Origin of the sequence: Bacillus sp. CFBP9009, from assembly GCF_036541465.1 — a bacterium.
Taxonomy (GTDB): Bacteria; Bacillota; Bacilli; order Bacillales; family DSM-1321; genus Peribacillus.
The window spans coordinates 104275-126496 of the sequence record NZ_JAZHFU010000002.1 but is presented as its reverse complement, the minus strand read 5'-3'; the positions used below and the strand labels follow the sequence as shown (position 1 = coordinate 126496).

The 22222-nt window shown below is 35.9% G+C and carries 21 protein-coding genes and 1 pseudogene; 4 read left to right on the top strand and 18 right to left on the bottom strand.

What is annotated here, in order from left to right:
* Positions 1–666 precede the first annotated feature (666 nt).
* Positions 667–1641 carry a bile acid:sodium symporter family protein gene (locus tag V3595_RS05730; protein WP_485905892.1) on the bottom strand — a complete coding sequence of 325 codons (975 nt, stop codon included), beginning with the start codon at positions 1639–1641 and terminating at the stop codon, positions 667–669.
* 4 nt (positions 1642–1645) lie between these two features.
* Positions 1646–3034: an FAD-binding oxidoreductase gene (locus V3595_RS05725; RefSeq protein WP_485905891.1), complete on the bottom strand. Its 1389-nt coding sequence runs from the start codon at positions 3032–3034 to the stop codon at positions 1646–1648.
* Positions 3035–3561: 527 nt separating this feature from the next.
* Between V3595_RS05725 and V3595_RS05720 the strand changes: the two genes are divergently transcribed.
* Positions 3562–4350: a FadR/GntR family transcriptional regulator gene (locus tag V3595_RS05720; protein ID WP_485905890.1), complete on the top strand. Its 789-nt coding sequence runs from the start codon at positions 3562–3564 to the stop codon at positions 4348–4350.
* 158 nt (positions 4351–4508) lie between these two features.
* Here V3595_RS05720 and V3595_RS05715 read toward each other — a convergent pair whose 3' ends face one another.
* The gene (locus V3595_RS05715) at positions 4509–4691 is read right to left on the bottom strand and encodes a hypothetical protein (RefSeq protein ID WP_485905889.1); all 183 of its coding nucleotides are present in this window, start codon (positions 4689–4691) and stop codon (positions 4509–4511) included.
* A 376-nt stretch (positions 4692–5067) separates the two neighbouring features.
* Here V3595_RS05715 and V3595_RS05710 point away from each other — a divergent pair, with 376 nt between their 5' ends.
* Complete coding sequence (locus tag V3595_RS05710; protein WP_096339513.1) at positions 5068–5439, top strand: cyclic-phosphate processing receiver domain-containing protein; 372 nt, start codon at positions 5068–5070, stop codon at positions 5437–5439.
* Positions 5440–5780: 341 nt separating this feature from the next.
* Here the strand turns inward: V3595_RS05710 and V3595_RS05705 are convergent, their stop codons facing one another.
* From V3595_RS05705 to V3595_RS05670, 8 genes are all read right to left on the bottom strand, one after another.
* Positions 5781–6698: a DMT family transporter gene (locus V3595_RS05705; protein ID WP_485905888.1), complete on the bottom strand. Its 918-nt coding sequence runs from the start codon at positions 6696–6698 to the stop codon at positions 5781–5783.
* A complete protein-coding gene (locus V3595_RS05700; protein WP_485906757.1) occupies positions 6691–7383 on the bottom strand; it encodes a GntR family transcriptional regulator in 693 nt (230 codons plus the stop codon). The genes V3595_RS05705 and V3595_RS05700 overlap by 8 nt, the downstream gene beginning before the upstream one ends.
* A 921-nt stretch (positions 7384–8304) precedes the next feature.
* Positions 8305–9129 carry a class I SAM-dependent methyltransferase gene (locus V3595_RS05695; RefSeq protein WP_485905887.1) on the bottom strand — a complete coding sequence of 275 codons (825 nt, stop codon included), beginning with the start codon at positions 9127–9129 and terminating at the stop codon, positions 8305–8307.
* Positions 9130–9473: 344 nt separating this feature from the next.
* Positions 9474–10295: an alpha/beta fold hydrolase gene (locus tag V3595_RS05690; RefSeq protein WP_485905886.1), complete on the bottom strand. Its 822-nt coding sequence runs from the start codon at positions 10293–10295 to the stop codon at positions 9474–9476.
* A 341-nt stretch (positions 10296–10636) separates the two neighbouring features.
* Positions 10637–10966: a molybdopterin cofactor-binding domain-containing protein gene (locus V3595_RS05685; protein ID WP_485906755.1), complete on the bottom strand. Its 330-nt coding sequence runs from the start codon at positions 10964–10966 to the stop codon at positions 10637–10639.
* Positions 10967–11018: 52 nt separating this feature from the next.
* The gene (locus tag V3595_RS05680; RefSeq protein WP_485905885.1) at positions 11019–11924 is read right to left on the bottom strand and encodes a nucleotidyltransferase family protein; all 906 of its coding nucleotides are present in this window, start codon (positions 11922–11924) and stop codon (positions 11019–11021) included.
* Positions 11921–12466 carry an XdhC family protein gene (locus V3595_RS05675; protein ID WP_485905884.1) on the bottom strand — a complete coding sequence of 182 codons (546 nt, stop codon included), beginning with the start codon at positions 12464–12466 and terminating at the stop codon, positions 11921–11923. The genes V3595_RS05680 and V3595_RS05675 overlap by 4 nt, the downstream gene beginning before the upstream one ends.
* Positions 12467–12552: 86 nt before the next feature.
* Positions 12553–13116, bottom strand: coding sequence for a DUF2326 domain-containing protein (locus V3595_RS05670; RefSeq protein ID WP_485905883.1), 564 nt, complete (start codon positions 13114–13116; stop codon positions 12553–12555).
* A 12-nt stretch (positions 13117–13128) separates the two neighbouring features.
* Between V3595_RS05670 and V3595_RS05665 the strand changes: the two are divergent.
* Positions 13129–13433, top strand: a pseudogene (locus V3595_RS05665) (collagen-like repeat preface domain-containing protein); the annotation flags it as partial.
* A gap of 539 nt (positions 13434–13972) precedes the next feature.
* On the opposite strand, the gene V3595_RS05660 reads toward V3595_RS05665, so the two are convergent.
* The 5 genes from V3595_RS05660 to V3595_RS05640 form a co-directional block, all read right to left on the bottom strand.
* A complete protein-coding gene (locus V3595_RS05660) occupies positions 13973–15217 on the bottom strand; it encodes a UDP-glucose dehydrogenase family protein (RefSeq protein WP_485906753.1) in 1245 nt (414 codons plus the stop codon).
* Between the two features lie 5 nt (positions 15218–15222).
* Positions 15223–16323 carry an NAD-dependent epimerase/dehydratase family protein gene (locus V3595_RS05655; protein WP_485905882.1) on the bottom strand — a complete coding sequence of 367 codons (1101 nt, stop codon included), beginning with the start codon at positions 16321–16323 and terminating at the stop codon, positions 15223–15225.
* Between the two features lie 59 nt (positions 16324–16382).
* The gene (locus tag V3595_RS05650; protein WP_485905881.1) at positions 16383–17285 is read right to left on the bottom strand and encodes an NAD-dependent epimerase/dehydratase family protein; all 903 of its coding nucleotides are present in this window, start codon (positions 17283–17285) and stop codon (positions 16383–16385) included.
* 43 nt (positions 17286–17328) lie between these two features.
* The gene (gene rfbF, locus V3595_RS05645) at positions 17329–18117 is read right to left on the bottom strand and encodes a glucose-1-phosphate cytidylyltransferase (RefSeq protein ID WP_485906751.1); all 789 of its coding nucleotides are present in this window, start codon (positions 18115–18117) and stop codon (positions 17329–17331) included.
* Positions 18118–18242: 125 nt separating this feature from the next.
* A complete protein-coding gene (locus V3595_RS05640; protein ID WP_485905880.1) occupies positions 18243–19445 on the bottom strand; it encodes a glycosyltransferase in 1203 nt (400 codons plus the stop codon).
* Between the two features lie 826 nt (positions 19446–20271).
* Here V3595_RS05640 and V3595_RS05635 point away from each other — a divergent pair.
* Positions 20272–20637, top strand: a complete 366-nt coding sequence (locus V3595_RS05635; protein WP_485905879.1) for a Rossmann-fold NAD(P)-binding domain-containing protein — start codon at positions 20272–20274, stop codon at positions 20635–20637.
* Positions 20638–20855: 218 nt separating this feature from the next.
* Here V3595_RS05635 and V3595_RS05630 read toward each other — a convergent pair whose 3' ends face one another.
* Complete coding sequence (locus V3595_RS05630; RefSeq protein ID WP_485905878.1) at positions 20856–21020, bottom strand: YjcZ family sporulation protein; 165 nt, start codon at positions 21018–21020, stop codon at positions 20856–20858.
* A 489-nt stretch (positions 21021–21509) separates the two neighbouring features.
* Entirely contained in the window at positions 21510–22202 is a 693-nt protein-coding gene (locus V3595_RS05625; RefSeq protein WP_485905877.1) for a glycosyltransferase family 2 protein, read from the bottom strand.
* Positions 22203–22222 lie beyond the last annotated feature (20 nt).

Genomic DNA, 22222 nt, shown 5'->3' with positions numbered 1-22222 from the left:
AAAGTTTAAAAACACCTTTTTATTATTGATATATGGGATATTAATATTCATGATAATGGTTCTACTTACCCTGTTGAACGTTAAATTGGACTTAGATGAACTCACATCGTCCTATGTAAGCTGTTTTGTATAAGATTAGGTCATCTATCAAAGTATTAATACACGGACACTACAACGTCACAATTTGCACTTAAAATATGATGAATTAATGTTTAAATTACTTGAAACTTCAAGAATGAGACGCCAAGAAATAGTGGATTTAATATGGGAGCAAGTTAACATAGAAAATCAAACGATTTTTAGTTAGAGTAAAAGGGAAATTAGACTCCCTCCCCCCTTCTTCTCAATATCTTAATGACTTTTTGAAAGATTCTGTCACTTGGAACCTCCTATAAAAAGATCACTAATTATAACAATTAATTCATAATTTGGTTCTAGTACTTCCTTAATTTTTTCTTTATTGATATTTATATTCTGCCTGTTAAAGCTATTGCTACTACATGCTTGATATAGGAGAGCATTAACAGAATGGCTCTCTTTTTCATAGATGAATTCTAGAATTCAATCAGCATGGTTATTTGCCCTTCCACTTCCCTCCCTAGTTAATATTGCAGCAGCAAAAAAATCCCAGCTGGAAGCATAGGATCTCTTTTAACTTAAATATAATTAAAGTTTGTTCTCCACCGGATGAACTGGCGCTTCCTCTATACTGTCGTCAGCAGACTTTTTAGACCAGTAAGTCGCGAGAATTGGTCCGGATATGTTGTGCCATGCAGCAGCCAGTACGCTTGGAAGTGCTGCCAGAGGGCCGAAATGCGCAGTAGCAAGCGCAACGCCCAACCCTGAGTTCTGCATGCCTACCTCAATCGAAATTGCTCTTCTATTCACTTCATCAAGTCCAAGCACTTTTGCTGCTAAGTAACCGAACAGCAGCCCAAATCCGTTGTGAAGCATTACGGCAGTGAAAATAAGGAACCCGGATGCAGCAATACTAGCTGCATTACCTGAGACTACTGCGCTTACAATCGTAATGATAGCTGCTACCGAAATAAGCGGTAAAACGGTTAAGCCTTTTTCAACTATTACAGGGAAAAACCGCTTAATGGCCAAACCTAAAACAATCGGAAGAAGGATGACTTGGATAATGGACTTAAACATATCAAAAAAGTCAACCGGCATCCATTGTCCTGCCAGTAAAAGCAGAAGCAGCGGCGTCATGATTGGAGCCAGTAAAGTTGATACCGAAGTCATAGCTATCGACAAAGGTACATTCCCTTTTGCCAGATAAACCATAACGTTAGAGGCTGTTCCGCCTGGTACACAGCCGAGCAAAACCAGTCCTGCAGCTAATTCTGCTGGCAAATTCATGAGTTTCGCAATAAGGAATGCCACAGATGGCATGATGATAAACTGGGCGCAAACTCCAATTATCACGGGCAGTGGTTTAGTAATGATGATTTTAAAATCAACGGCCTTCAAAGTAAGCCCCATACCAAACATTACAACGCCAAGCAATATTGTAATATATCCCCCCAATCCCAAAAATGGCTCTGGAAAAATAAAGGCAATGACGGATATTAAGATAACCCAGACAGCAAAATATTTGCCGGCTAATGCACTGAATGCTTCTAATACTTTCATTTCATCACACTCTTTCTTGCATAAATATTTTACTAGGATTTAATAAATTATCTGGATCAAGGGCTTCTTTAATTTTTTCCATCACAAACAGAGAGTTCCCATGTTCTTTTTTCTGATATTTTTGTTTACCGACCCCAACTCCATGTTCACCAGTGCATGTTCCCTTACGCTGAAGGGCATATAGGACAATTTGTTCATTTAGCTGTTCAGCTCTTTTAATTTCTTCTTGATTTTTATTATCGATCATTAAGAGCACGTGATAGTTCCCATCGCCTACATGGCCGACGATCCCACCGGTAAGGCCCAGTAAATCAACAGCTTCCCTTGCATGGTGAATTGCACCAGATAGCTCTGAAATCGGAAGGCAGACATCAGTCACCATCAGTTTTTTTCCAGGATTGCCTTGAATATAAGCATATGCAAGATTATGGCGAGCTTCCCATAGGCGGTTCCTGGCAGCATTATCTGTCTCAAATTCAATATCGAGACAATTATGTTCTGCTACTATTTCTTTAGTGAACTCTACATCTTGCTTCAACCCTGCGTCATTACCATGAAACTCCAAAAATAGTGTAGGCGCTTCGTTATAGCTTGTTTCACTATAGAGGTTAACCTGCTTCATTGATGGTTCATCGACAAGCTCCACCCTTGCGATTGGAACACCTGACTGCAAAATGGAAACAACAGCTTCTACCGCATTGCTCAATTCCGGAAATGATGCTCTTGCCGCCATAACGTGCTCAGGAATACCGTAAACTCTCAACGTCAATTCCGTAAAGCAGCCTAGCGTTCCCTCAGACCCAACAAAAAGACCGTTTAGATGGTAACCCGATGACGATTTAGCGGCCAAATTGCCAGTATGAATAATGGAACCATCTGCAAGAACCACTTCAAGATCGCGGACTTGGTCACGCATCACACCATATTTAACTGATGTCGTTCCACTGGCATTTGTTGCAGCCATTCCGCCAAGAGTTGCATCAGCACCCGGATCCACTGAAAAAAACAAACCGTATTTTTTCAGTTCTTTGTTCAGTTGCGATCGCGTTACGCCAGGCTGAACCTTTACGAGAAAATCGTTTTCACGCACTTCAAGGATTTTATTCATTAGTGAAAAATCAATGGTTATGCCATGATGGTAAGGTATGACATGCCCCTCGAGGCTTGATCCCAAACCAAAAGGAACCATCGGAATTTTGAACATATTTGCTAATTTCACAATTTCACTAACTTGCTGTGTTGTTTCTGGAAATACAACAATATCAGGAAGACTTACAGCATGATATGACTCATCTCTTCCGTGTAATTCTCTCACAGTCTGGTTTTCTGTTACTTGATTTTCCGAAAGTACTTCCTTTAAAGCGTTGATCAAATTTACACTAGCCGCTTCCATTCAATTCTCCTTCTTTCTGCTATAACCTCTATTTTTGTCCTATCAAAAGTTTTGGTCGCACCATACCAAGAATTAGTATTGTATTAATAAATGGTTCCCCCCTCCTTAATAGATTAAAATGATATCGCTTCCATTTATGAATGTTTCGTCCTGGACCATTCTTTAATCATTTCATAATTGGTCTAACCAATTTTCATTATACTAAATTTTTTGACTTTTTCAACAATTATCCTTTTATTTGGATTCTGCATGCATAAATGCTTATAATGTCAGTGATTATAGCTGGTTCCCCACCCGTATTACCAAAAATGAAAGCACCTGGAATTGCCAAATGAACGGGATTGACTGAAACTATATCTAATATTGGTCTAACCAATTTTAATGTTTGATTTTTTTTAATAATTACTTATTTTGATTATAATATTGCGCTTCCCCTTGATTCATAAATCAATGCTTGTTAAAATTATTCGACTAATAGTCGTACCAACATGATTTTAGGGTTGTTGTTGAAGGATGTGAAGGAAGTAATGGATTCTATACCAGTTAAATCTCCAAAAGTGTACGAAATCATCTTCAATCAAATTAAGGAATCTTTTATTAGTGGTGAATTGAAACCAGGAGATAAATTACCCCCTGAACGGGAGTTGTCCAATCGTTTTAAAGTGAGTCGAACATCAATCAGAGAGGCCCTTCGAGTATTGGAAATTAACGGAGTCATTGAAGTAAGACCAGGTGATGGGACATTTATCAGAAAATCTGATGTTCAGTCACTGATCGAACAGCTATCCACCTCAATCATCAAAGCTGAAGACAACATGGTCTATGAAATGCTTGAAGTCCGTCGAGTAATTGAAACCGAATGTGCTTTTCTTGCTGCACAGAGAGCAAACTCTCTTGATTTACAAAAAATCCTTAAAGCTCTTGAAGAAATGGCACGGTCGGAACATGATGAAGAATTAGGTTTGCGAGCAGATTTACATTTCCACTATAGTATCGCACAAGCCACAAACAATTCAATATTTGCTGGATTGGTCCATACCCTTAGTGATCAAATGAAAGATACTATCCGTGCCACCAGGCGACACCGTTTCGCAAAACCAGGTCATTTTCATGAAACGCTTCAAGAACATAAAGAAATCTACCATTCTATCGCACTAAAAGAAGCGGACAAAGCCAAGCAATTAATGGATGCCCATATCATTCGCATTAGAGAACAGATGGCCATGGCTACACTTGAAAGCATTGGAGATGACACCAAAATTGCTGTTTATCAAAATGAAAAAGACCATCATCGTAATGATGAAGGTGATAAATAAGCGTCCGCTCGCAATATAACTAACCAGAACATGGAGGTATACCTGATCTTTTTAGGTGACCAATTAAATTTGACATTAAAAAAGCGCCTTTCCCAGAGGGCGCTAAGCTGGTTTATTATAGTTAAAAAATTGATCCCCTATATAAGTAAATGTTCGTTTTATCCTTTTGACATAGTGAAGGAATCAACGTTACATTCTTCTTTTAGAGCATTATCAATCAATGAAAGCTGATCATTAATCATTGATAAGTAGGAAAGATGATAGTCATTAATTTGTTCCTTTAACTCCAACAGCAGCGTTTTGTCCCTAAGTACAAGGTAAATCTCGTCTGGATGTAACATATCACTTCTCCTTTAAGTCAAGATATTACCTTTTACCCAAATTATTACAATCATTAACTTATAAGTGGATGTTTTGTACCATATTTAACAAGGGATATTTAGAGGGAGTTGGACAATAAGTTTTTTATTACAAACCATGCAACTTAGTTTTATAAGGGGGTTGCTAAGTAACAGTTCCTCCTTTTAGTAAAGATCCGTTAGTTGAAGTAGCACAACGATAAGTATATAGAATATTTATTAAAAAAGGCTGTCGTATATTAGTCTTTAACGTCGAATATGCACCCTTCTTACTTTGTTGTGTTAGACTTAATATATAAAACCATATTTTCTTGGGTTTAATTTACTTTTCTTAGTCATAAGGAAAGGAGTGTAAGAAATGGAGAAAATCAGCGTTTTTCTGGATGACTATCGGAAAGCACCCGATGGCTATGTGTTAGTCGAGACTATAGACGAATGTATAGAGCTATTGCAAAACTTTGATATTGAACATCTCTCTTTGGACCATGATTTATTAAATAAAACCAGGAATGGTTTTATGCTTGTTCAAAAGATGGTCAAAGAAAAACTATTTGCCAATCGCATTACTATTCACTCTGCCAATTCAGTTGGCGGTAAAGCGATGTACAACTGTTTAAAGCAAGCACAACAGAATTTAACTATGCCCCCTGCCATTATTGTATCCTTACGACCATTGCCCCTCAAATTCTTCCCGTCAAAGGTTCTGCAACATTATATAGACATAAGGTAAACTCTTCTCAATTACATTTCATAGAAGAATTATACGATGCTTTTGAGACCGTATTACGGAAACGATTCTTTTTGCTTTAAATACCTGAAGATGTTACCGTTAATGAGTTCATGTAAGACCATATCGAAAACAGCCGTAATATGTAAAAGTTGATTAGGGTAGAAAAGCATTTCTAAAAATCAATGTCTTTTTGAATGATTAAATGCATGTGTAATACTCGTAAAATACAAAAAAAGCAATTCACATATAGTGTAATTGCTTTTTTTAATGTATGTTCGAGCTTCATGGCAGTTTATAATCTACAGGAGAGATACCATTATTTTGCCGGTTTACAACTGACATTACTTGTTTTTTACGATTGATAAAATCGTAATGGTTTTTATAATGCAGAGCGTGCCGAGCCACTCGGCAAAACCGAATGTTACATTCAGCCAGAAAACGGATATTAAGGTTGCGGATAATGGCTCAACAGAAGCTAATAAACTTACCTCTGAAGCAGAGATGAATTTTGTACTTTCCAAATAAAAATAAAAAGCAATGATCGTACCGAAAATGATGATGAATAAAACCGCTGAAAATGAAGGTAACGTCCAATTGCCTTCGAATGCCCATGGAGGATGAATCATGCTAAAGCATATGCCCCCAATTAACATGCCCCATCCCACAACAATCATTGAACCCCATCTTGAAAGGAGTTTATACGGCTGCAATGTATAGAATGCCAATGCAAAGGCTGATGTTATTCCCCAAAATACTGCCCACCCGGAAATGGAAAGTGTATGTATGCTTCCTCCTGTCACAAGCAAAAAAGTGCCTAAAATCGCTATGATCACAGCTACACTCACAGTAATGCTTGGAAAACGTCTGGAATGAATGGCTAAATAACAAGTGATCAGGGCAGGTGCCAGGTATTGAAGCACTGTAGCAGTGGCTGCGTTGCCATGTTCAATTGCTGCAAAATATGTGTATTGAACAGCGAGCATTCCCAAAATTGCAAAAAGGATAATTTGAAGCGCATCTTTTTTAGTTTTCCAAATCTCAAAAACTTTCATTCTTTCGTTCTTATATGCGACCCCCAATAAGATGATTCCAGAAAGCAACAAGCGTACAACAGTTAGCCACTCAGGACTGAAACCTTGCTGCTGAAATAGATATTGAGCTGCCGTTCCTGATACTCCCCATAATGCAGCGCCAGTCAGTACTAGTGCAATCCCTTTATTTCTTGAAGGTGATATGGCAACTAAAGTATCATTACTCATTTTTTTCTTCCCCACTTTTTACACGTTCCGTATGGGCTTGAATTCTATAGTAACTTTCTTTCCAATTCTTTTCTATCACCTTAAGCACCATATTTAGATTTCCATTCCTTAAAGCCTGTATGATCTGATCATGCTCATCAACGGAAAGATCAACATCACTTACCTGATTAAAATAAAACAGTTCAATTCGTATAAGTTTTTGTTTGAGTCCTGATAGAATCCGCTTCAATTCTTCATTTGTAGAAAGATTGATGTAAATGGAGTGAAAGTCATCATCTTTCTGAACGGCCACTATTTGATTTCCCTCGTCGATTGCTTTTTTCACTTCATGATTGTTGGCTTCCATCTCAATTAAGTGTTTTTCTTCAATGAAATCAAAAGCCTGTTCCATAGCTAACTTTTCCAGAGTCCATACAATGGAATATATGTTTAATACCCCTTCCAATTGAATGGGGGAAACAATAGTTGAACGGCTCGGCTTGGTCTCTACAAATCCCTCATCCTCAAGCCTTAAAAGTGCTTCTCTAATAGGGGTTCTGCTTACTCCCAATTGTTCGGCTAATTCTTTGTCACGTAATTGTTGGCCTGGTGTTAGGATTCCCTGTACAATCCAATCCCGCAATATCATGTATGCTTCTTCACGTACAGAAGTACGTTTAATTTTTTGTAATGAATTTGAATGCACCAACGGCTTTACCTCCTTGAAATACCAATATATAATATGCAATATATCACACATTAAATGCCGTTGAAATAGAAATAAGAAAGTTTTACCGCTGTATTTTTTAATTGATTTCATAATTGCTCCACCACATGGCGTAAGACTCAGTCTTGATGGTCTCGTCAACGGAGAAAGTAAAAGCCAAGAATAAAAGAATTCAAACACTTTCTTTTCAAACCAAAAAGACAACACTCACAACCAGAGTGCTGTCTTTTTATTTGGATTAGCCCATCATTGAGAAAGTAATTGGCGGTCATGATCTATTCTTTTGCCTTGTAAAGCGGAAAACTTCTAAAGTATGAACAGTATAGGAAACTTAAATCTTTCCCTGCATTGTCCAATTCGATTCCTTTTGCAATCTTCAAGACCCCTACGGCATCATTGAGATTGACTAATTCAACTGGGGAGTGGGAATATCTGAGCGGCGTTGAAAGAACTCCTACTGGTATTCCTTTATTCGGGGAGTCATTCCATTAGGGTTGGTCATGTCAAAATACCAAAGAAAGACATACCAAAGAAAGACGACTTTAGTCAAACTTCTTCCCTTGCAGCAAAATTTCGATTGCGAATTCCATTTGAATTGTTTCGAATGTTTTCTAAAAAAATGTCTTGAAAATGTCTTGGTGCTGACCGCACTCATTACAGGAATATTCTATTTCTAATGCATCTTCAGTTACTGTATGTACTGTCTCTTTTTTACAAGTTTCACAAAATCTCTTTTCGGATATTTCTTTCATGTATCATTCACACTCCGTTTTCCCATCATTGTTTTGTAGCCTTGTTAGTATTATTTTGCGAATATCCTTCAGAAAAAATACCTTTTTCCTAAAGGACATTAAAAATAAGATAATGAATTAAGAGAAAATGGTACTGGAATAGTTAATTTTACCTCGGATTCCAATACATCAAAGCTGCATGAAATGGATATTCGTATTCGAAAACTCCTTCTTTTTCCACCACATATTTATTTAGAATCGTTTTTACTTCATCATAGGAAAAATGTTCATCGAGAATTTTTGTTGTATTATCGCGAATCATTTCTTCATAGGTGGAATAGATTTTTTTACTTTTCAATTTAACGATCTTACAATCCGCCAGTATTCCAAGTTGATACAAAACATTCAAAATGTGTATGTAATCCCGCTTTCTTAAATTGATCGTGTATCCTCGTTGCTTCAATTCCATATAATGAGGTTTTTCTGGTCCGGTTGTCATACCTACTATCACTAACCGGGCTGCAGACTCATTCATTTTTAAGAAGGTTTGACCGATTTCTGTCATACGGTAATAACAATTAAAACCAAAAACTACATCATATTTATCCCTTTTCGTCTCACTTTCCCACTTATCATGAATCAAATCTATGTTCTTGATATCTTTTTCGTTCGCCTGAGATGCCAAAAAACTGATAATGCTTTTAGAACTATCAATACAAGTTAGCTTCCTGACCTCTTTTGCAATATCAAAGGTGTAATTGCCCCAGCCAGGACCGATTTCCAATACATGGTCTTCGCGATTTAATAATGGCAGTAACTCTTGGTACACATGTTTTGCATAAGGGTCCGCTTTATGTTGTTTTTTTCTTTCAACCATGGATGACCAAAAAGCTTCTTCTGCTGCATCATCTTTTAGTCGATTCGGCATTTTACCATAATGATCTACCATGGATTTCCTCCAAAGTTCAATATAATCGAAATTATCAGTCTTCATCTTTACTCTCCTCAAATTATATTATTTATGTATAATAATTTTTTCTTTTGCAACTATTCTTACCCCATAGTTGCAAAAGAAAAAGAGCTGCAAATCAGCTCCTGATAATGAACAAAGCCTTTTTATATTATAATCTCTCAACATATTAGCATTGGTCATACTCAACTACTTGCAGCATTTAGTCCAAAGACTCACTGCTTTAGGGCTTTCTATTTCTCTATTTTATAGGTACTCTTTTTAATAATACAATAAGATTATCAATAAAGTATTGTTAACATTATGTTCGAAAAGGGGAATGCTGATGTTTAATCCGCTTCTCCCCTTCTATATATCTTATAAAAGGTTTACACGTTTTTAAAATGCTGTTGGATATAAGAATTCACTTTATCAGGCACTTCGATTTGGATAAAATGCCCGGCATTTTTAATAATGTGAACCTGTGCATGCGGGAAACCTTCTTTCTGGAGCTTGTAGGCAAATTTAAAAGGTATATAAGGATCCATCTCTCCCCAAATTATTGTGACAGGTATTTTGATCTGATTTAGTTTTTGATTGTACGATTTTACCTTTTTTATATTTCCTGATCGGTATAGATCTAAGATGACTTTACAAGATTCGGGAGTTCTAAAGACACGAAAGAAGTCTTCCAGAATTTCTTCAACTATGTTCGGAATCGTTTTCATCAATTCAGTTTGAGCTTGGGGATCATCTGACATGCGCTTCATTATTTTCTCTCCGGCATTTGGTGTTCTCCAAATCTGAGCAAGTGAGTGCCACTTATAATCTACTGATATGGTTGTATTTGAAACAAAGAGACTTAGTATTCTCTCTGGATGATCACATGCCCATTTCAGTCCAATAAGTCCGCCCCAGTCATGTACAATAAGGTGGAATTTATCTAGTTTTAGTTCTCTTGTAAAATCTGATACAAACTGTTCATATCTTTCCCATGTTGAGGATTCATCAAACTGTTCACTTTGGCCGAATCCAGGGAGATCCGGTGCGATGGTTCTAAATCCACAAGACACAATGCATGGAATCATTTCCTTCCACAAAAGGCTGGACTCAGGTACCCCGTGCAATAAAAGAACTGGGGGATCATTAACATTGCCTTTCTCTATATAAGATACCATCTTTCCATTTATTATCATTTTTTTCTTTTCCACTTTTATCTACCTCCTGAATAAAGTATTTTGAAACCTTATTAGCATAAAGCCAGGTCATAGTTCCTGGCTAGAATGGGGATTTCTTTAGAATAGACTATGGATAAAATAACTATATAGAGAGTTTAAATGGAATTACTATCAAATTCCCTCTCTCATTTCTATGTTAGTTTGCTATTTAATGCTTGTGTTTTTAGATTTTTATCCAAAGTTTATTCAAAAATGGATTTATCATGGATTTATCAAAGATGTGGATATGGACTCCTTCAATTCTTTGTCCGAAATTTATTCGCTTCCATCTCTACCCTATATAACATCAAACAGCACAACAAAAAAAGGTAAAGCTACAAAAAGGCCTCACCTCTGAAATGATTAAAACCTTTATAAGCTAATAGTTCAAGTTGGACCGAGGCTTTACCACCGAATGCCCCTCCAACAAGTGGAGTATTTACTATGACGTTTCCAATTTCAACATCAAAGTAATCACTTATCAAACGTGTGATCATGAAGGGAGCTTGAGAAGAAGAAGTGATAATGATCTTATCATCTGAGTGAATTTCCGCTAAAGAACATCTTGTTTCCATGGCTGCATGGTCGGAGGGGGAAAAAGAAAACTTTTCCTCAATAATGATTTCGCTCTCTTGCCAACCTGTTTTTCTGTCACCTTTTCTGATTTTGGTTCGATTTGCTATATTTGTGCCTGGCTTGGGAAATTTTTATAGGTATCTATATCTGGGTGGAGTAGAGAGGGGAATTGGGATTAAAGGCTTCCGTTGGTGAATTGACAACGGCTAAAGGTTCATAGATAACTTGAATATTGTCAGCTGCAATTTTTGCTTGTTTCATTGTATCAGCAACAACAAGTGCTACTACTTCTCCATGATAGCGGACTTTATCTAGAGCTATGGGGTACCGATCCCTGACTTCTTCTCCTGTTAGTGGTAAATTGCCACCTGTTATGATTGCACGAACGCCTGGAACTTTTTCAGCTATGGTTAGATTAATATTTTTAATAAGGGCATGTGCATAAGGACTAATTACCTTTTTAACATGGAGAATTTTTACTTCTTCGCGGTCTCCTGTGTAAATCGCCTGCCCTGTCACCTTTTCCCAGGCATCTTTTCGATGTTCTCTCTTCGCCATTAGAATCTGTCTTGCGCCTCGGTCTCCTCGTAAAAGGTGAATGTCGGAAAAGAGATCTTTGTCAATAAGTATGGGAGGTCGTATACAACCATAAAAACTAGAGGCAACAAAGGAGTAATTAGGGTTTCTTTTGTATATTTCGATGAGTTTGTTTATCATATTTGTTGTTATAAAGGGCTGATCAGCAAGTAAAATTACTACGGCGTCCGAATGTATGTTGTTTGCTGATCGTATACCTGTTTGGAGTGAATGGGATTGACCTGCTTCAGGTTCTTTAATTTCGACCGTAATTATTTTTTCAGAACAAAAACCTGATAAATCTAGGTGGTTTAAATGATTTGAAATAATGATAATATCGTTAAGTTCAGATAGAACCGCTTTTTCTAATCCCCATCTTCCCATTTCTTTATTTCCTAATGGCAATGCTAATTTATTTATACCCATTCGATAACTATTTCCATCGGCCAGGTATACCCCTGTTACTTTCATTCGGGGTGTCCCTTCATTCTTTTATGCTGAATTAATTCGGCTATAATGCTAACTGCAATCTCGAAAGGGCCCTTAGCTCCAATTGATAAACCGATAGGTGAGTGTATATTATTAGGGGTTTTCGTGTCAAATAAACTGGCTGTACGTTTTTGGGAACCTAAAATGCCTATATAGGATAATGACTGATTCATCATTAGTGAAAGTGAAAGTATTTCTTTATCTCTCTGAAAGTTATGAGTCATGATGATAACATAATCATCTTTTTTAAAAGATAATTGTTCCATAATTTTAGTTGGGAATCCTATAATATGGCTAACTGCGTCGGGTATATTATTTTCGTTACAAAGCTCGGGCCTCCAATCGCAAACAGTAACTAAAAACCCTATTGAGGTAGCCATAGTGACAACTGGATATACATCACATCCAGCTTCAAAAATGATAAAACGCGGTTTAGGTATAATCTTTTGCATATAAATAAAACTAACATCATTATCTTTGCGTTCATTATTATTCTCATCATCTGGCCGGAAAGAATACCCCAATAAGTTCCAATCATTATCGAACTCAATTTGATGGACGATTACCTTAGCTTCTTAAATGGAAGCCAAGACATATGAAAGATTTTCTTTTAATTTATAGTCCACAAACTCCAGTAATATATATATAGTTCCGTTACAACCTGTTCCAATTCCCCATTCTTGATCTTCATCACTTTCCATGTGATAAACAAAGGTCTCTGTATTTTTCCTTTCAAACACTCAGCAAGAATTTTATCAGATTCATCAGTAAGGGTGAGTCTTGTATTCTTTTCTATTATTCCATAATATTCTTCCGGCGTCATTAAACCCTTAAAAGTTAGTAATGTATCTTCATTGATAGACGCAATATACTGCAAACCATTATTAGAAACTTTGTCGTTGGCCAATTTAAATAAAGTATAACGTTGCCTTGGATCCATGTTACTGAACAATCGACTATCATGAAATAAAAAATCACATTTATGATTTTGTTTCATTAGTAAAATGGTCATATCACAAAAGATTTTAACTTCATTTACCCCATCTGAAGAATCATCTTGTATCTTAGCAAGAATATCAAATCTAATTGTATTATCCCCATCATTACTTTTTATTTTTATTCCGCCTGGCTTTTTGTCATAAAATGCTTTTGAAAGATCTCTAAATGTTGTCATAATTTCTTCTAGTCTGGCGGCACTGGAGCCACTTGCGATATTGGCGCGACTGGCCGGCACTGGAGCCACGGGCGCGACTGGCGCAACAGGTGGTGGAGGTGCTATGATCCCATTCGCATCAGGCGCTCCTGTTGAACTTACTAGTGTTTTAGGTGGAGTGCTTGATACTGGAGCTCTTATTGGCTTCGGAAGTCCTTTTGAAGGTTGGTATTGGAGGAGCAACAATAACTCTAGGTGTCGTTGGCATTCTTGACTTCGCGTTTGTGGTTCCTCGTGACGGATCAGTCACATCCATATCTGGGTTCTTTAGTGCTACACAGTAGGAGCATTAATTTCAACTACACCTGTAACGGTTGTAGCTGAATTTAAGAAATATCTTGAATCCATATTGAAGGTGAAAGAGGGGGAAGATGAGGCTCATAAAAATGACAAAACATGATAGATTTTTTTGAAATCTTATAATTAAATAGCCACCTTTTCCCCCTTTTGTTATTCGGATTTTCGGACCTTGATGGGCTGTCCCAAAGCCGATATCCAAACCAGGGGGGAAATACTCTATACTAATACTTAAGTAATAAACTTGCATGTGTTTGTCTTGATTTGCCACGTTTTTTTTATAATACCTCAGGATTATAGTAATTAATCCACCTATTCACGTGAATAATAACTCTTAATTCTCTTCCTATTAAATTTTTCCATACAACTATGTAAAATGAATTCAATTGCCGCCTTCGTGTAAAAGCAATAGTAAAAATTTCTGATGTTCTTCCCCATAAAAAAAAACCACCAAAATAAACAGTGCATCACCTTCTCTAGACTGTTTACAATAGGAGATTCTGAACCCAATAGAAGTTAACTAACTATATATATATCGGTAGTCAAAAACATTTTTTTCTCTAATTGCCTCTTCGCATTTTAGAAACTCATTCCACGCAGTTAAAATAACAACATGATTCACTCTCGAAAGAAGTGAGTTTAGGTTAGGAGAATATTCAATGGGAAGACCATATGACTCTTTAAACTCTTCCATTGCCATCGGGTCATAAGCGATAATATTGTTCCATCCCTTTTGTATCAAGCCTTCAATGATGGTTTTTGCGGGTGTATCCCTTATGTCATTTGAATTTGGTTTGAATGCTAAACCAAGAATTCCTATATTCTCATTCCTCCCTGCTTTTCCCACTACATCACTCACAACAAATTCTTTAATGGTTTCATTTACTGTTAAGGTGCTTTTTAAAATTTCTGGCGAGTAGGAATTTTTTTGCGACTGACTAATCAAGGCCATCGTATCTTTAGGAAGACAATAGCCCCCAAATCCACACCCTGGGTAAACATAGGAGGTCATATTCGCTGGAGTGCCAAACCATCTTTTATCAAGATGCAAAACTTGAAAAGATTTTTTGATATCTATATCTCCTATAGACCTAGCAATTAATGACTGTTCATTTGCGTAACTAATGAGAGTGGCCAGCAAGGTGTTAGATAAATACTTAATATACTCGGCAGTATTTAGAGTAACCCGATAAATTGGAGCATTAAACGATTGATAAATTTTTTCGACTATGTGTCCGCTATTATCTTCTTCCTGACCGATAACGATTCGATCAGGATTCATAAAATCTTCCCAGGCATACCCTTCTCTTAAAAATTCAGGATTATTGGTTAAGCCAATATCACGGCCAACCTTAAAACCCAACTCTTCAATAAACGGTTTAATCTCATCGCTCGTTGTTGATGGGGGAATAGTGGATTTTAGCACTAATACTTTAAAATCCGGCTTATTTATATAGGCAGCTACACCTTTAATGGCATCTAAAATATAACCTAAATATGCACTCCCATCTGTTTTACTCGGAGTCCCTACACAAATAAAGATAATTTCACTATTGTTTACAGCTTCCTGTAAATCATCAACAATTGTAAAAATTTTGTTTAAGTGCTGATTTAGTTTCTCTTCAAGATAAGGCTCATAAAAAGGAATATGTCCTTTTCTTAACTGCTCTTTTTTCTTTTGATCAATATCGTAGCCATAAACATGGTACCCTTTATCACTTAACCCTAGAGCTGTTGTCAATCCAACAAAACCAAGCCCGATCACGGTAATCAATGAATTTCTCCTCCTTCTTTCAAAAAGGTTAGAAAGCGATGCACACCTTCAACGATAGAAATAGAAGGAGAATAATTCAAAAGTTTTCTGGCCTTTGATATATCAGGGCATCTTCTTGATGGATTATGTGTTAAATAGCTTTGTTCATCCGATTCTCTAAATTCTATGGACTGATTAAAATCATACATAGTTGAACCTATATCTTTATAAATTTCAGCTAATTCTTTTATCGAAATTTCGGGTTTGTCAATTCCGATATTAAAATAGTCAAAAGGTTCATATAATAATGCCTTTAAATATCCAGTGATTGCATCCGTCACATAACAAAATGTTCGAGTTGGATTACCATCGGAATACATGATCAACTTCTTATTTTCAACAATTGCTTTCGCAAAATCAGCCGGTACCCGTTTATCATTAAGCCTCATTCCAGGTCCATAATTGTTAAATGGTCTTACAATAGAAATCGGCATATGAAAATTTTCTGCATATACATAACACAGTGTCTCTCCAAATCTTTTTGCCTCATCATAGCAAGCGCGAGGTCCTATCATAGCCACATTTCCTCTGTAATCCTCATTAGTTGGAATATAATCTGGAAATGGATCACCATAAACCTCGCTGCTGGAGAAGAACAAACATCCTTTAATGTCTTTATTCTTATAAAAATCAAGTAAAGCTCTTAGTCCTAATACATTTGCATCAATGGTTTCAAGAGGGTATTTTCTATAGTAGGTTGGAGAGGCAATGGAAGCCATGTGGATAATAAAATCTATGTCTTTAATTTTCTCGTTCTCGAATAAAGAAAATTGTGTAATATCGAAAGTGTAAAGTTCAATCTTATGATTTGATTTGCTTAATCCCGTTATCCATTCTGGTTTTCCTAGTTTAAAATTGTCAATTCCAATGATTTTTTTTATACCTAACCGGTCTGAGTATTCAGATAAAAAGGACATGAAATAATAGCCCAAAAAACCAGCACAGCCGGTTATCAAAATGGTTGAATCTTTAAGTTTATCTTTTTCGGGCTGTTCAAGATGATCGAATATACATTGAAGATCCGTATGATAAATTGTATGTTTTTTAGCTTTCTCCATTTATATCCACCTTAATCTAGATTTTTATATCACAAGGATTATATTCATAATTTAAAAGATTATGAATTAGTTATATTTCTTTCATCCGCGTGCATTAATTCAATCCCTGTTCCTAAGTCCACCTTACTTTCCCACCCTAATTTCCTGATTTCTTCAATGTTAGCTTTCGATTCCATTATTTCATTTTCTCTGTGTGGTAGCGAATCAAATCTCAGTGTAGTTTTGGATTGAGTTTTTCGATGAATAAGTTCCACAAAATCTCGAACAGTTACAGTTTCGCCAGTCCCTAATTGGTATTCCTTAAACCATGGACAATCCACCGTGGGTAGATTCACTAATAGAGAATAAGCGGAAACCACATCATTAACATGTATAAAGTCCCTCTTTTGGTTTCCTGGAGTAAGAAGTAATTCGGGAATATTATTTAAACAACTTTTCATAATATATGAAGAGAACTTACTCTCGTCGTCAAATGATCCATATATATGTTCTAACCTTATATTAATAAAGCGAATTTTCTCTGCTGTACTATATCCCTTTCCCCATTCTAGAAACTGTTTTTTTGTTAGTGCATAACCTGCTAAATGCTTATATCCTATGTTGTTCTTATTAATAAATGAATCTGTGTTTATAAACGTTTTTGTTTGAAAGGAAATGGCTGTTTCCAGTAATTCCAAAGGGAAGGAAACATTTGAAGCGAGTAGTTCTGAGGCTTTTTCCCCTTTACGGTCATACTTAGTTGCAGTGTGTATGACCACATCGATTGGTCCATATTCTAAAAAAGGCAGATCTAAGGAGCATTGATCGATATTGAAAGTATTAACTTGCGATAAGACCTCTGAAATCCTCCAAGTATTCGAAAAGGTTCTTTTTAAAATGATTACTTCATGCCCTTCTTGTACGAGGGCTTTAGTTAAGTGACTTCCTAAAAAGCCTGTAGAACCCGTAATTAATATCTTCATAATTCCTCCACCTCTATAGGAATTTAATAAGAACATACTTTCATTATTCTTTTTTATCCCAGGTTTTCCATGGAACTTTATCCGAATCCCATATTTCCTGTAAATATCTCTGATCCCGTATAGTATCCATTGGATGCCAAAAACCAGTATGCTTAAACGCCATTAATTGCCTATCCTTTGCAAGGTTCTCTAATGGATCCTTCTCAAATACCGTTTGGTCACCGTTATTCAGGTAGTTAAATACTTCTGGTTGAAATACAAAAAATCCAGCATTTATCCAGCCGCCATCCCCTTGTATCTTCTCCTGAAACTTCTCTACTCTTTGATCAGGGGATAAGGACAAAACTCCAAACCTCCCCTGCGGCTGTGTTGATGTTACAGTAGCAAGCTTTCCGTGGGAGCGGTGAAATTCGACTAATTCTTTTATATTAACATCGCTAACTCCATCTCCATACGTCAACATAAAAGGCTCATCCCCAACATACTTCTGTACTCTCTTGATTCGACCACCCGTCAAGGTATTTAAACCTGTATCAACTAAGGTGACCTTCCAATTTTCAGCGGCGCTACGGTGAAATAAACATGTATTCTCTTTATTGAAATCAAAGGTTACATCGGAATTATATAGGAAGTAGTTAGAAAAATATTCTTTAATCACATTACTTTTATATCCTAAACAGATAATAAAGTCGTTAAAGCCATGACTGAAGTACAGTTGCATAATATGCCATAAAATGGGTTTATCACCAATTTCTATCATCGGTTTTGGTTTTAAGTGTGTCTCTTCACTTATTCTGGTGCCAAACCCTCCGGCTAAAATGACGATTTTAATAATACCCCTCCTGTTCCATTACTGAGCTGTTTACAATTTCCTCACTAACGCATGCCTTATCTGCATGACAAAGATAAGGTCCTATTCTGAGTTTACCAAGGCCGGGAGCCCTAACACGGTTGACTTCAATATGCGGGGATCGAGAGGCGTTCAGCTATCGATACAAAGTACTTATTTATATAATCTTCATCTACTGAATAAATGGCATCAAATGACTTCAGAAAAATTAAAGTGTCACTAGGAGAGATGGTATCGTGGTTAATCTTTACTTTAGATAAGGAAATAGCATCTAGATCTTTGATTTCCTTTAAAGCATCAAATCCTCTATAGTATAGATTGGGTATCCAAAGGTGAATTTCATCCTCCCCACTCAAATTTTGAAGAGAATGGAATAGCTTATCTTTCCATTTTGAGAATCCATGTGTCCAATCTGCTACCAATAAAAACTGGCGACATCCGCTTCTTTTATGAATAGACGGGGAGGGTAACTGATTAAATTCTTCTATTTTTGAAGGGAAATAATGTTTTTCTTTTGAATATGGAACATAATCTAAAATTGTCTGTATGGGTTGCAGTCCCCATTTATTTCGCATTTTAGCCTCGTTAACATAATATGACTCTTGCATAATGCCATACTGTTGTCTATAAGTGACCGTACAAATATGATGGACAAACGATTTCCCTACAACAGCGATTTTATATCCTGCAAGAAGTGTCCGAATGCACCAGTCATCATCATCGAATTGGCCTAATCCAAACCAAATATCATTACCACCAGTTAACTCAATGACCTCTTGTTTAAAAACCATACAAGCCCCAATGACTCGATGAGTAAAAGTAATGTTTGTTTCTTGATCCATAAAATGAGCTGCAAAAATTTTCATTTCATCGAAGGAAGTAAAGGTTTTATTGACATTTTGAATTCCAGAACTTAAGGATAGATATGGTGCAACCAATCCAATTTTTTCATCGCTCTCTAGTGCTTCAACTAATCCATTTAGCCAGTTTGGTGGAAAAGCGAGATCATTGTTTAAAACAGCTATGATTTTTCCCTGACATTTCGAGAGCCCTGCATTGATTCCAGGTGTATACCCCATATTTTTCTCTAATCTTACATTTTCAATCTTGATTAAATTGTTATTTTCATACTCTTCTTTTATTTCTTCAATGCCTTTTGGTGTTTCATCTGTTGACCCATTATCGACAATAATAAGCTCAATACCTTTTGATCGATGAACAGAATCAAGGGATTCTATTAAGGAAGTAATTGCTTGTTTCGTCATACTCCAATTGTTATAACATAGTAAGACGAAGCTAAATTGAACCATCTAAAATGCACCCCTAAAAATAAACTTTTTTATTCATAACAGTATAGTTTGGAGTCATGTTTTTGGTGCGAATTTTTCGCATAAACAACTAAATCTTGGCTCAACTATTGATTGTACAAATAATGAAAAGTGAATCTAGAGAAGCAACAGGTACGGCGAAATGAATTTAAATATGACGATTCTATTCCACTGAAAATGTAATCGAATTTAAAGATATTTTTGATAATTAAGAACGCCAGGACATGCACTTTCAGTCCATCATTAGATTTACCAAGAGAAGAAGGAAATTCATAAGGTCAAAAAGGTGAGGGAATCATAACTAATTAGGAATCTTATATTCGTTATATAGACAAAAAACGGCTCTTTTGTGAATAAATATCAACCTTAATGTTTTGAAAGCTAATAATTTATTAGAGTAACTGCATTTAAGTCCTTTAAATAAAGGCCATCGAAGGGGCTCACAATTTATTAAAATAACAATGAATTTTTTATTGGTTTTAGCTTTATTTTTTTAAGTGACTTTAGGATACTCTGTTTAATGGGTCACCCGATGGGTGGAAAAGGGCATGTTTTATTAGGTAAAGTTTAAAATAACTCTTTTATCTCAAAAATTATTCTTTGTTAAATTAAACTTGCCAAGTGATTTTCTATCCGTTTCTCTAACCACTTGACTAATTACTTTGACTAATTACTTTGACTAATTACTTTGACTAATTACTTTGACTAATTACTTTGACTGATTAACTTAGACTTGGAGACCGAATTAAATACAATTAAAGCGTGTCTAGCAGGCGCACCAATCGTAACGAACGCAGGCGAAGGGAAAATGGGTTTTGCTCTTCGTAACGACTATGCTGATGCGGCTGCAGCAGTATTAAAAGGAGCAGGTCATAAGAACATGGTATACGAATTGTCAGGTAAACCGATAACTTATGATGACTTAGCTGCTGAAATTGGTAAAGCAATCGGGAAAGAAGTATTAGTAAAGCAGGTTGATTATTCGGGTTATGCAACTTTCTTAAAGAATGTTGGAATACCAGAAGTAATGATCCCTATGTTAACAGCAACAAAGGCCGGTGTTCGGGATGGGGTTTTAGAAGTAGAAAGTAATCATTTAGAGACTTTACTCCAACGTCCTGTAACTCCAATTAACGAGGCATTGAATATATTAATTGATTCAATAAATAAATAATATTAACTAAAACAAAGTCTTTTTTTTCCAGGTCTGAGACTTTGTTTTTTGCATGCTGGAGCGTATTAAAGGGATACCTCTGGATACCAATTTGTGAAGTAATGTACTTAAGGTACGGGTGCGTTAGTTCAACAAGCATCGCGCCAATTTGGTCGCTTGTAGTTGATTACAAATTTAAAGAAGCCGACCAATAAAGGTCAGCTTTTTTCATACTATTTCTAGCAGAAACCGCCATATCCTTGAACGGGGGCAGGACAGCAATCGTAACCGCCACCGAAACAGCTAGCTCCAACAATGATTAAGAGTATAAACAAAACGACTATAAAGGCGAAACCTCCACCAAATCCAATATGGTCATCAGAACTTGATTCACAACAAGACATACAAGAAACATCTCCTTTTATTTTAAGGAGGAAATACTTAAATGGGTAATATCACCTTATGTTCTAATTAGGAAAATGACACAATAGTCTTACCCACGACCCCTTCCCTGTCAAGAAAGGAAAGTCAATTAGATTGTAACAGATATAGTTTGAAATCATTGATATAAATTATTATTTTTTTAGTATGATTAAACAGATGTAATTGGTGGAAATATGATTGGTTTTGCCACCAATTTTACAAATACCATAAACCTTGTAATATAAAGGTTTGTAGACTATAGTTAAATTTGTTTGTACCAAAGACAAGTACTGTATTGAACTTTAAAGTTTTTAAATGAATAACTAAACTCATTCCAATATAAAAAACAAAAAACAAAGCAAGAAAGCTTGGTCTTCATGAATTTTTACAATTTTCCTTCATACAACTGATTCCATGTGTTAAATATTTCTTTTTTTTTACTTCTGATATTACGAAAGTTAAGAAAGTGATCAGTCCTTTGGATGGGAAGAAACAATAGGTACATAATCATCTGTAAATTCTACTAATTTACCCCAATTCATTAGCCTTTCATCACTAATATCCCATGTGTGTTCACTAGGATGTCTCCTTATAGCAACAAAATCAGAACTATCTATTGCGTAAAATATTAATCCATTGTCATTACAGTCTTGTATGAAATAAGCATCTTCCGATAAATTTAAAGACCTAAATCTTACCTTATTAAATACTTCCTTTTTTACAACAAGTGTAGCACCAGCCACCCAATTTGTATATGCTTGTTGTACATCATTTATTAAAATTAAGGCATTTTGACTTTTGATGTACATATAAAAGGAATTCTTGCCTACAATAGATACGTTTGGATGCCTAAAACCATCCATTGAGTTTTTTAAATATAATGGTCCATAAAAATCATCATCATCAAATTTTGCAAAGTAGTCATGTACTGATTTTTCAACTGCAAAATTTAAACAATCACCTAATTTGCATCCTCCATTCAATTGAAAAACTCTTACATTATCATAGTTATTCGCCTTTTCCAGCCACTTTTTTATATCCATACTACTCTTTGTTAAAACAATTATTAATTCTTTGTCATCATATAATTGTCTTTCATAATTCTCAAATACATTATTCATAAATTCTTCTCTCATCGTACAGGTAATAATTGAAACCTTCAATATTATTCCTCCCGTTGTTT

Excerpts from the sequence above, each read along its gene's own strand:
- V3595_RS05640 (WP_485905880.1), bottom strand. The coding sequence starts at position 19,445 with ATGGTTCAATTTAGCTTCGTCTTACTATGTTATAACAATTGGAGTATG.
- V3595_RS05710 (WP_096339513.1), top strand. The coding sequence starts at position 5,068 with ATGGAGAAAATCAGCGTTTTTCTGGATGACTATCGGAAAGCACCCGAT.
- V3595_RS05695 (WP_485905887.1), bottom strand. The coding sequence starts at position 9,129 with ATGAAGACTGATAATTTCGATTATATTGAACTTTGGAGGAAATCCATG.
- V3595_RS05725 (WP_485905891.1), bottom strand. The coding sequence starts at position 3,034 with ATGGAAGCGGCTAGTGTAAATTTGATCAACGCTTTAAAGGAAGTACTT.
- V3595_RS05680 (WP_485905885.1), bottom strand. The coding sequence starts at position 11,924 with ATGAAAGTAACAGGGGTATACCTGGCCGATGGAAATAGTTATCGAATG.
- V3595_RS05720 (WP_485905890.1), top strand. The coding sequence starts at position 3,562 with ATGGATTCTATACCAGTTAAATCTCCAAAAGTGTACGAAATCATCTTC.
- V3595_RS05670 (WP_485905883.1), bottom strand. The coding sequence starts at position 13,116 with ATGACAACATTTAGAGATCTTTCAAAAGCATTTTATGACAAAAAGCCA.
- V3595_RS05655 (WP_485905882.1), bottom strand. The coding sequence starts at position 16,323 with ATGGAGAAAGCTAAAAAACATACAATTTATCATACGGATCTTCAATGT.
- V3595_RS05650 (WP_485905881.1), bottom strand. The coding sequence starts at position 17,285 with ATGAAGATATTAATTACGGGTTCTACAGGCTTTTTAGGAAGTCACTTA.
- V3595_RS05635 (WP_485905879.1), top strand. The coding sequence starts at position 20,272 with ATGGGTTTTGCTCTTCGTAACGACTATGCTGATGCGGCTGCAGCAGTA.
- V3595_RS05705 (WP_485905888.1), bottom strand. The coding sequence starts at position 6,698 with ATGAGTAATGATACTTTAGTTGCCATATCACCTTCAAGAAATAAAGGG.
- V3595_RS05630 (WP_485905878.1), bottom strand. The coding sequence starts at position 21,020 with ATGTCTTGTTGTGAATCAAGTTCTGATGACCATATTGGATTTGGTGGA.
- V3595_RS05715 (WP_485905889.1), bottom strand. The coding sequence starts at position 4,691 with ATGTTACATCCAGACGAGATTTACCTTGTACTTAGGGACAAAACGCTG.
- V3595_RS05730 (WP_485905892.1), bottom strand. The coding sequence starts at position 1,641 with ATGAAAGTATTAGAAGCATTCAGTGCATTAGCCGGCAAATATTTTGCT.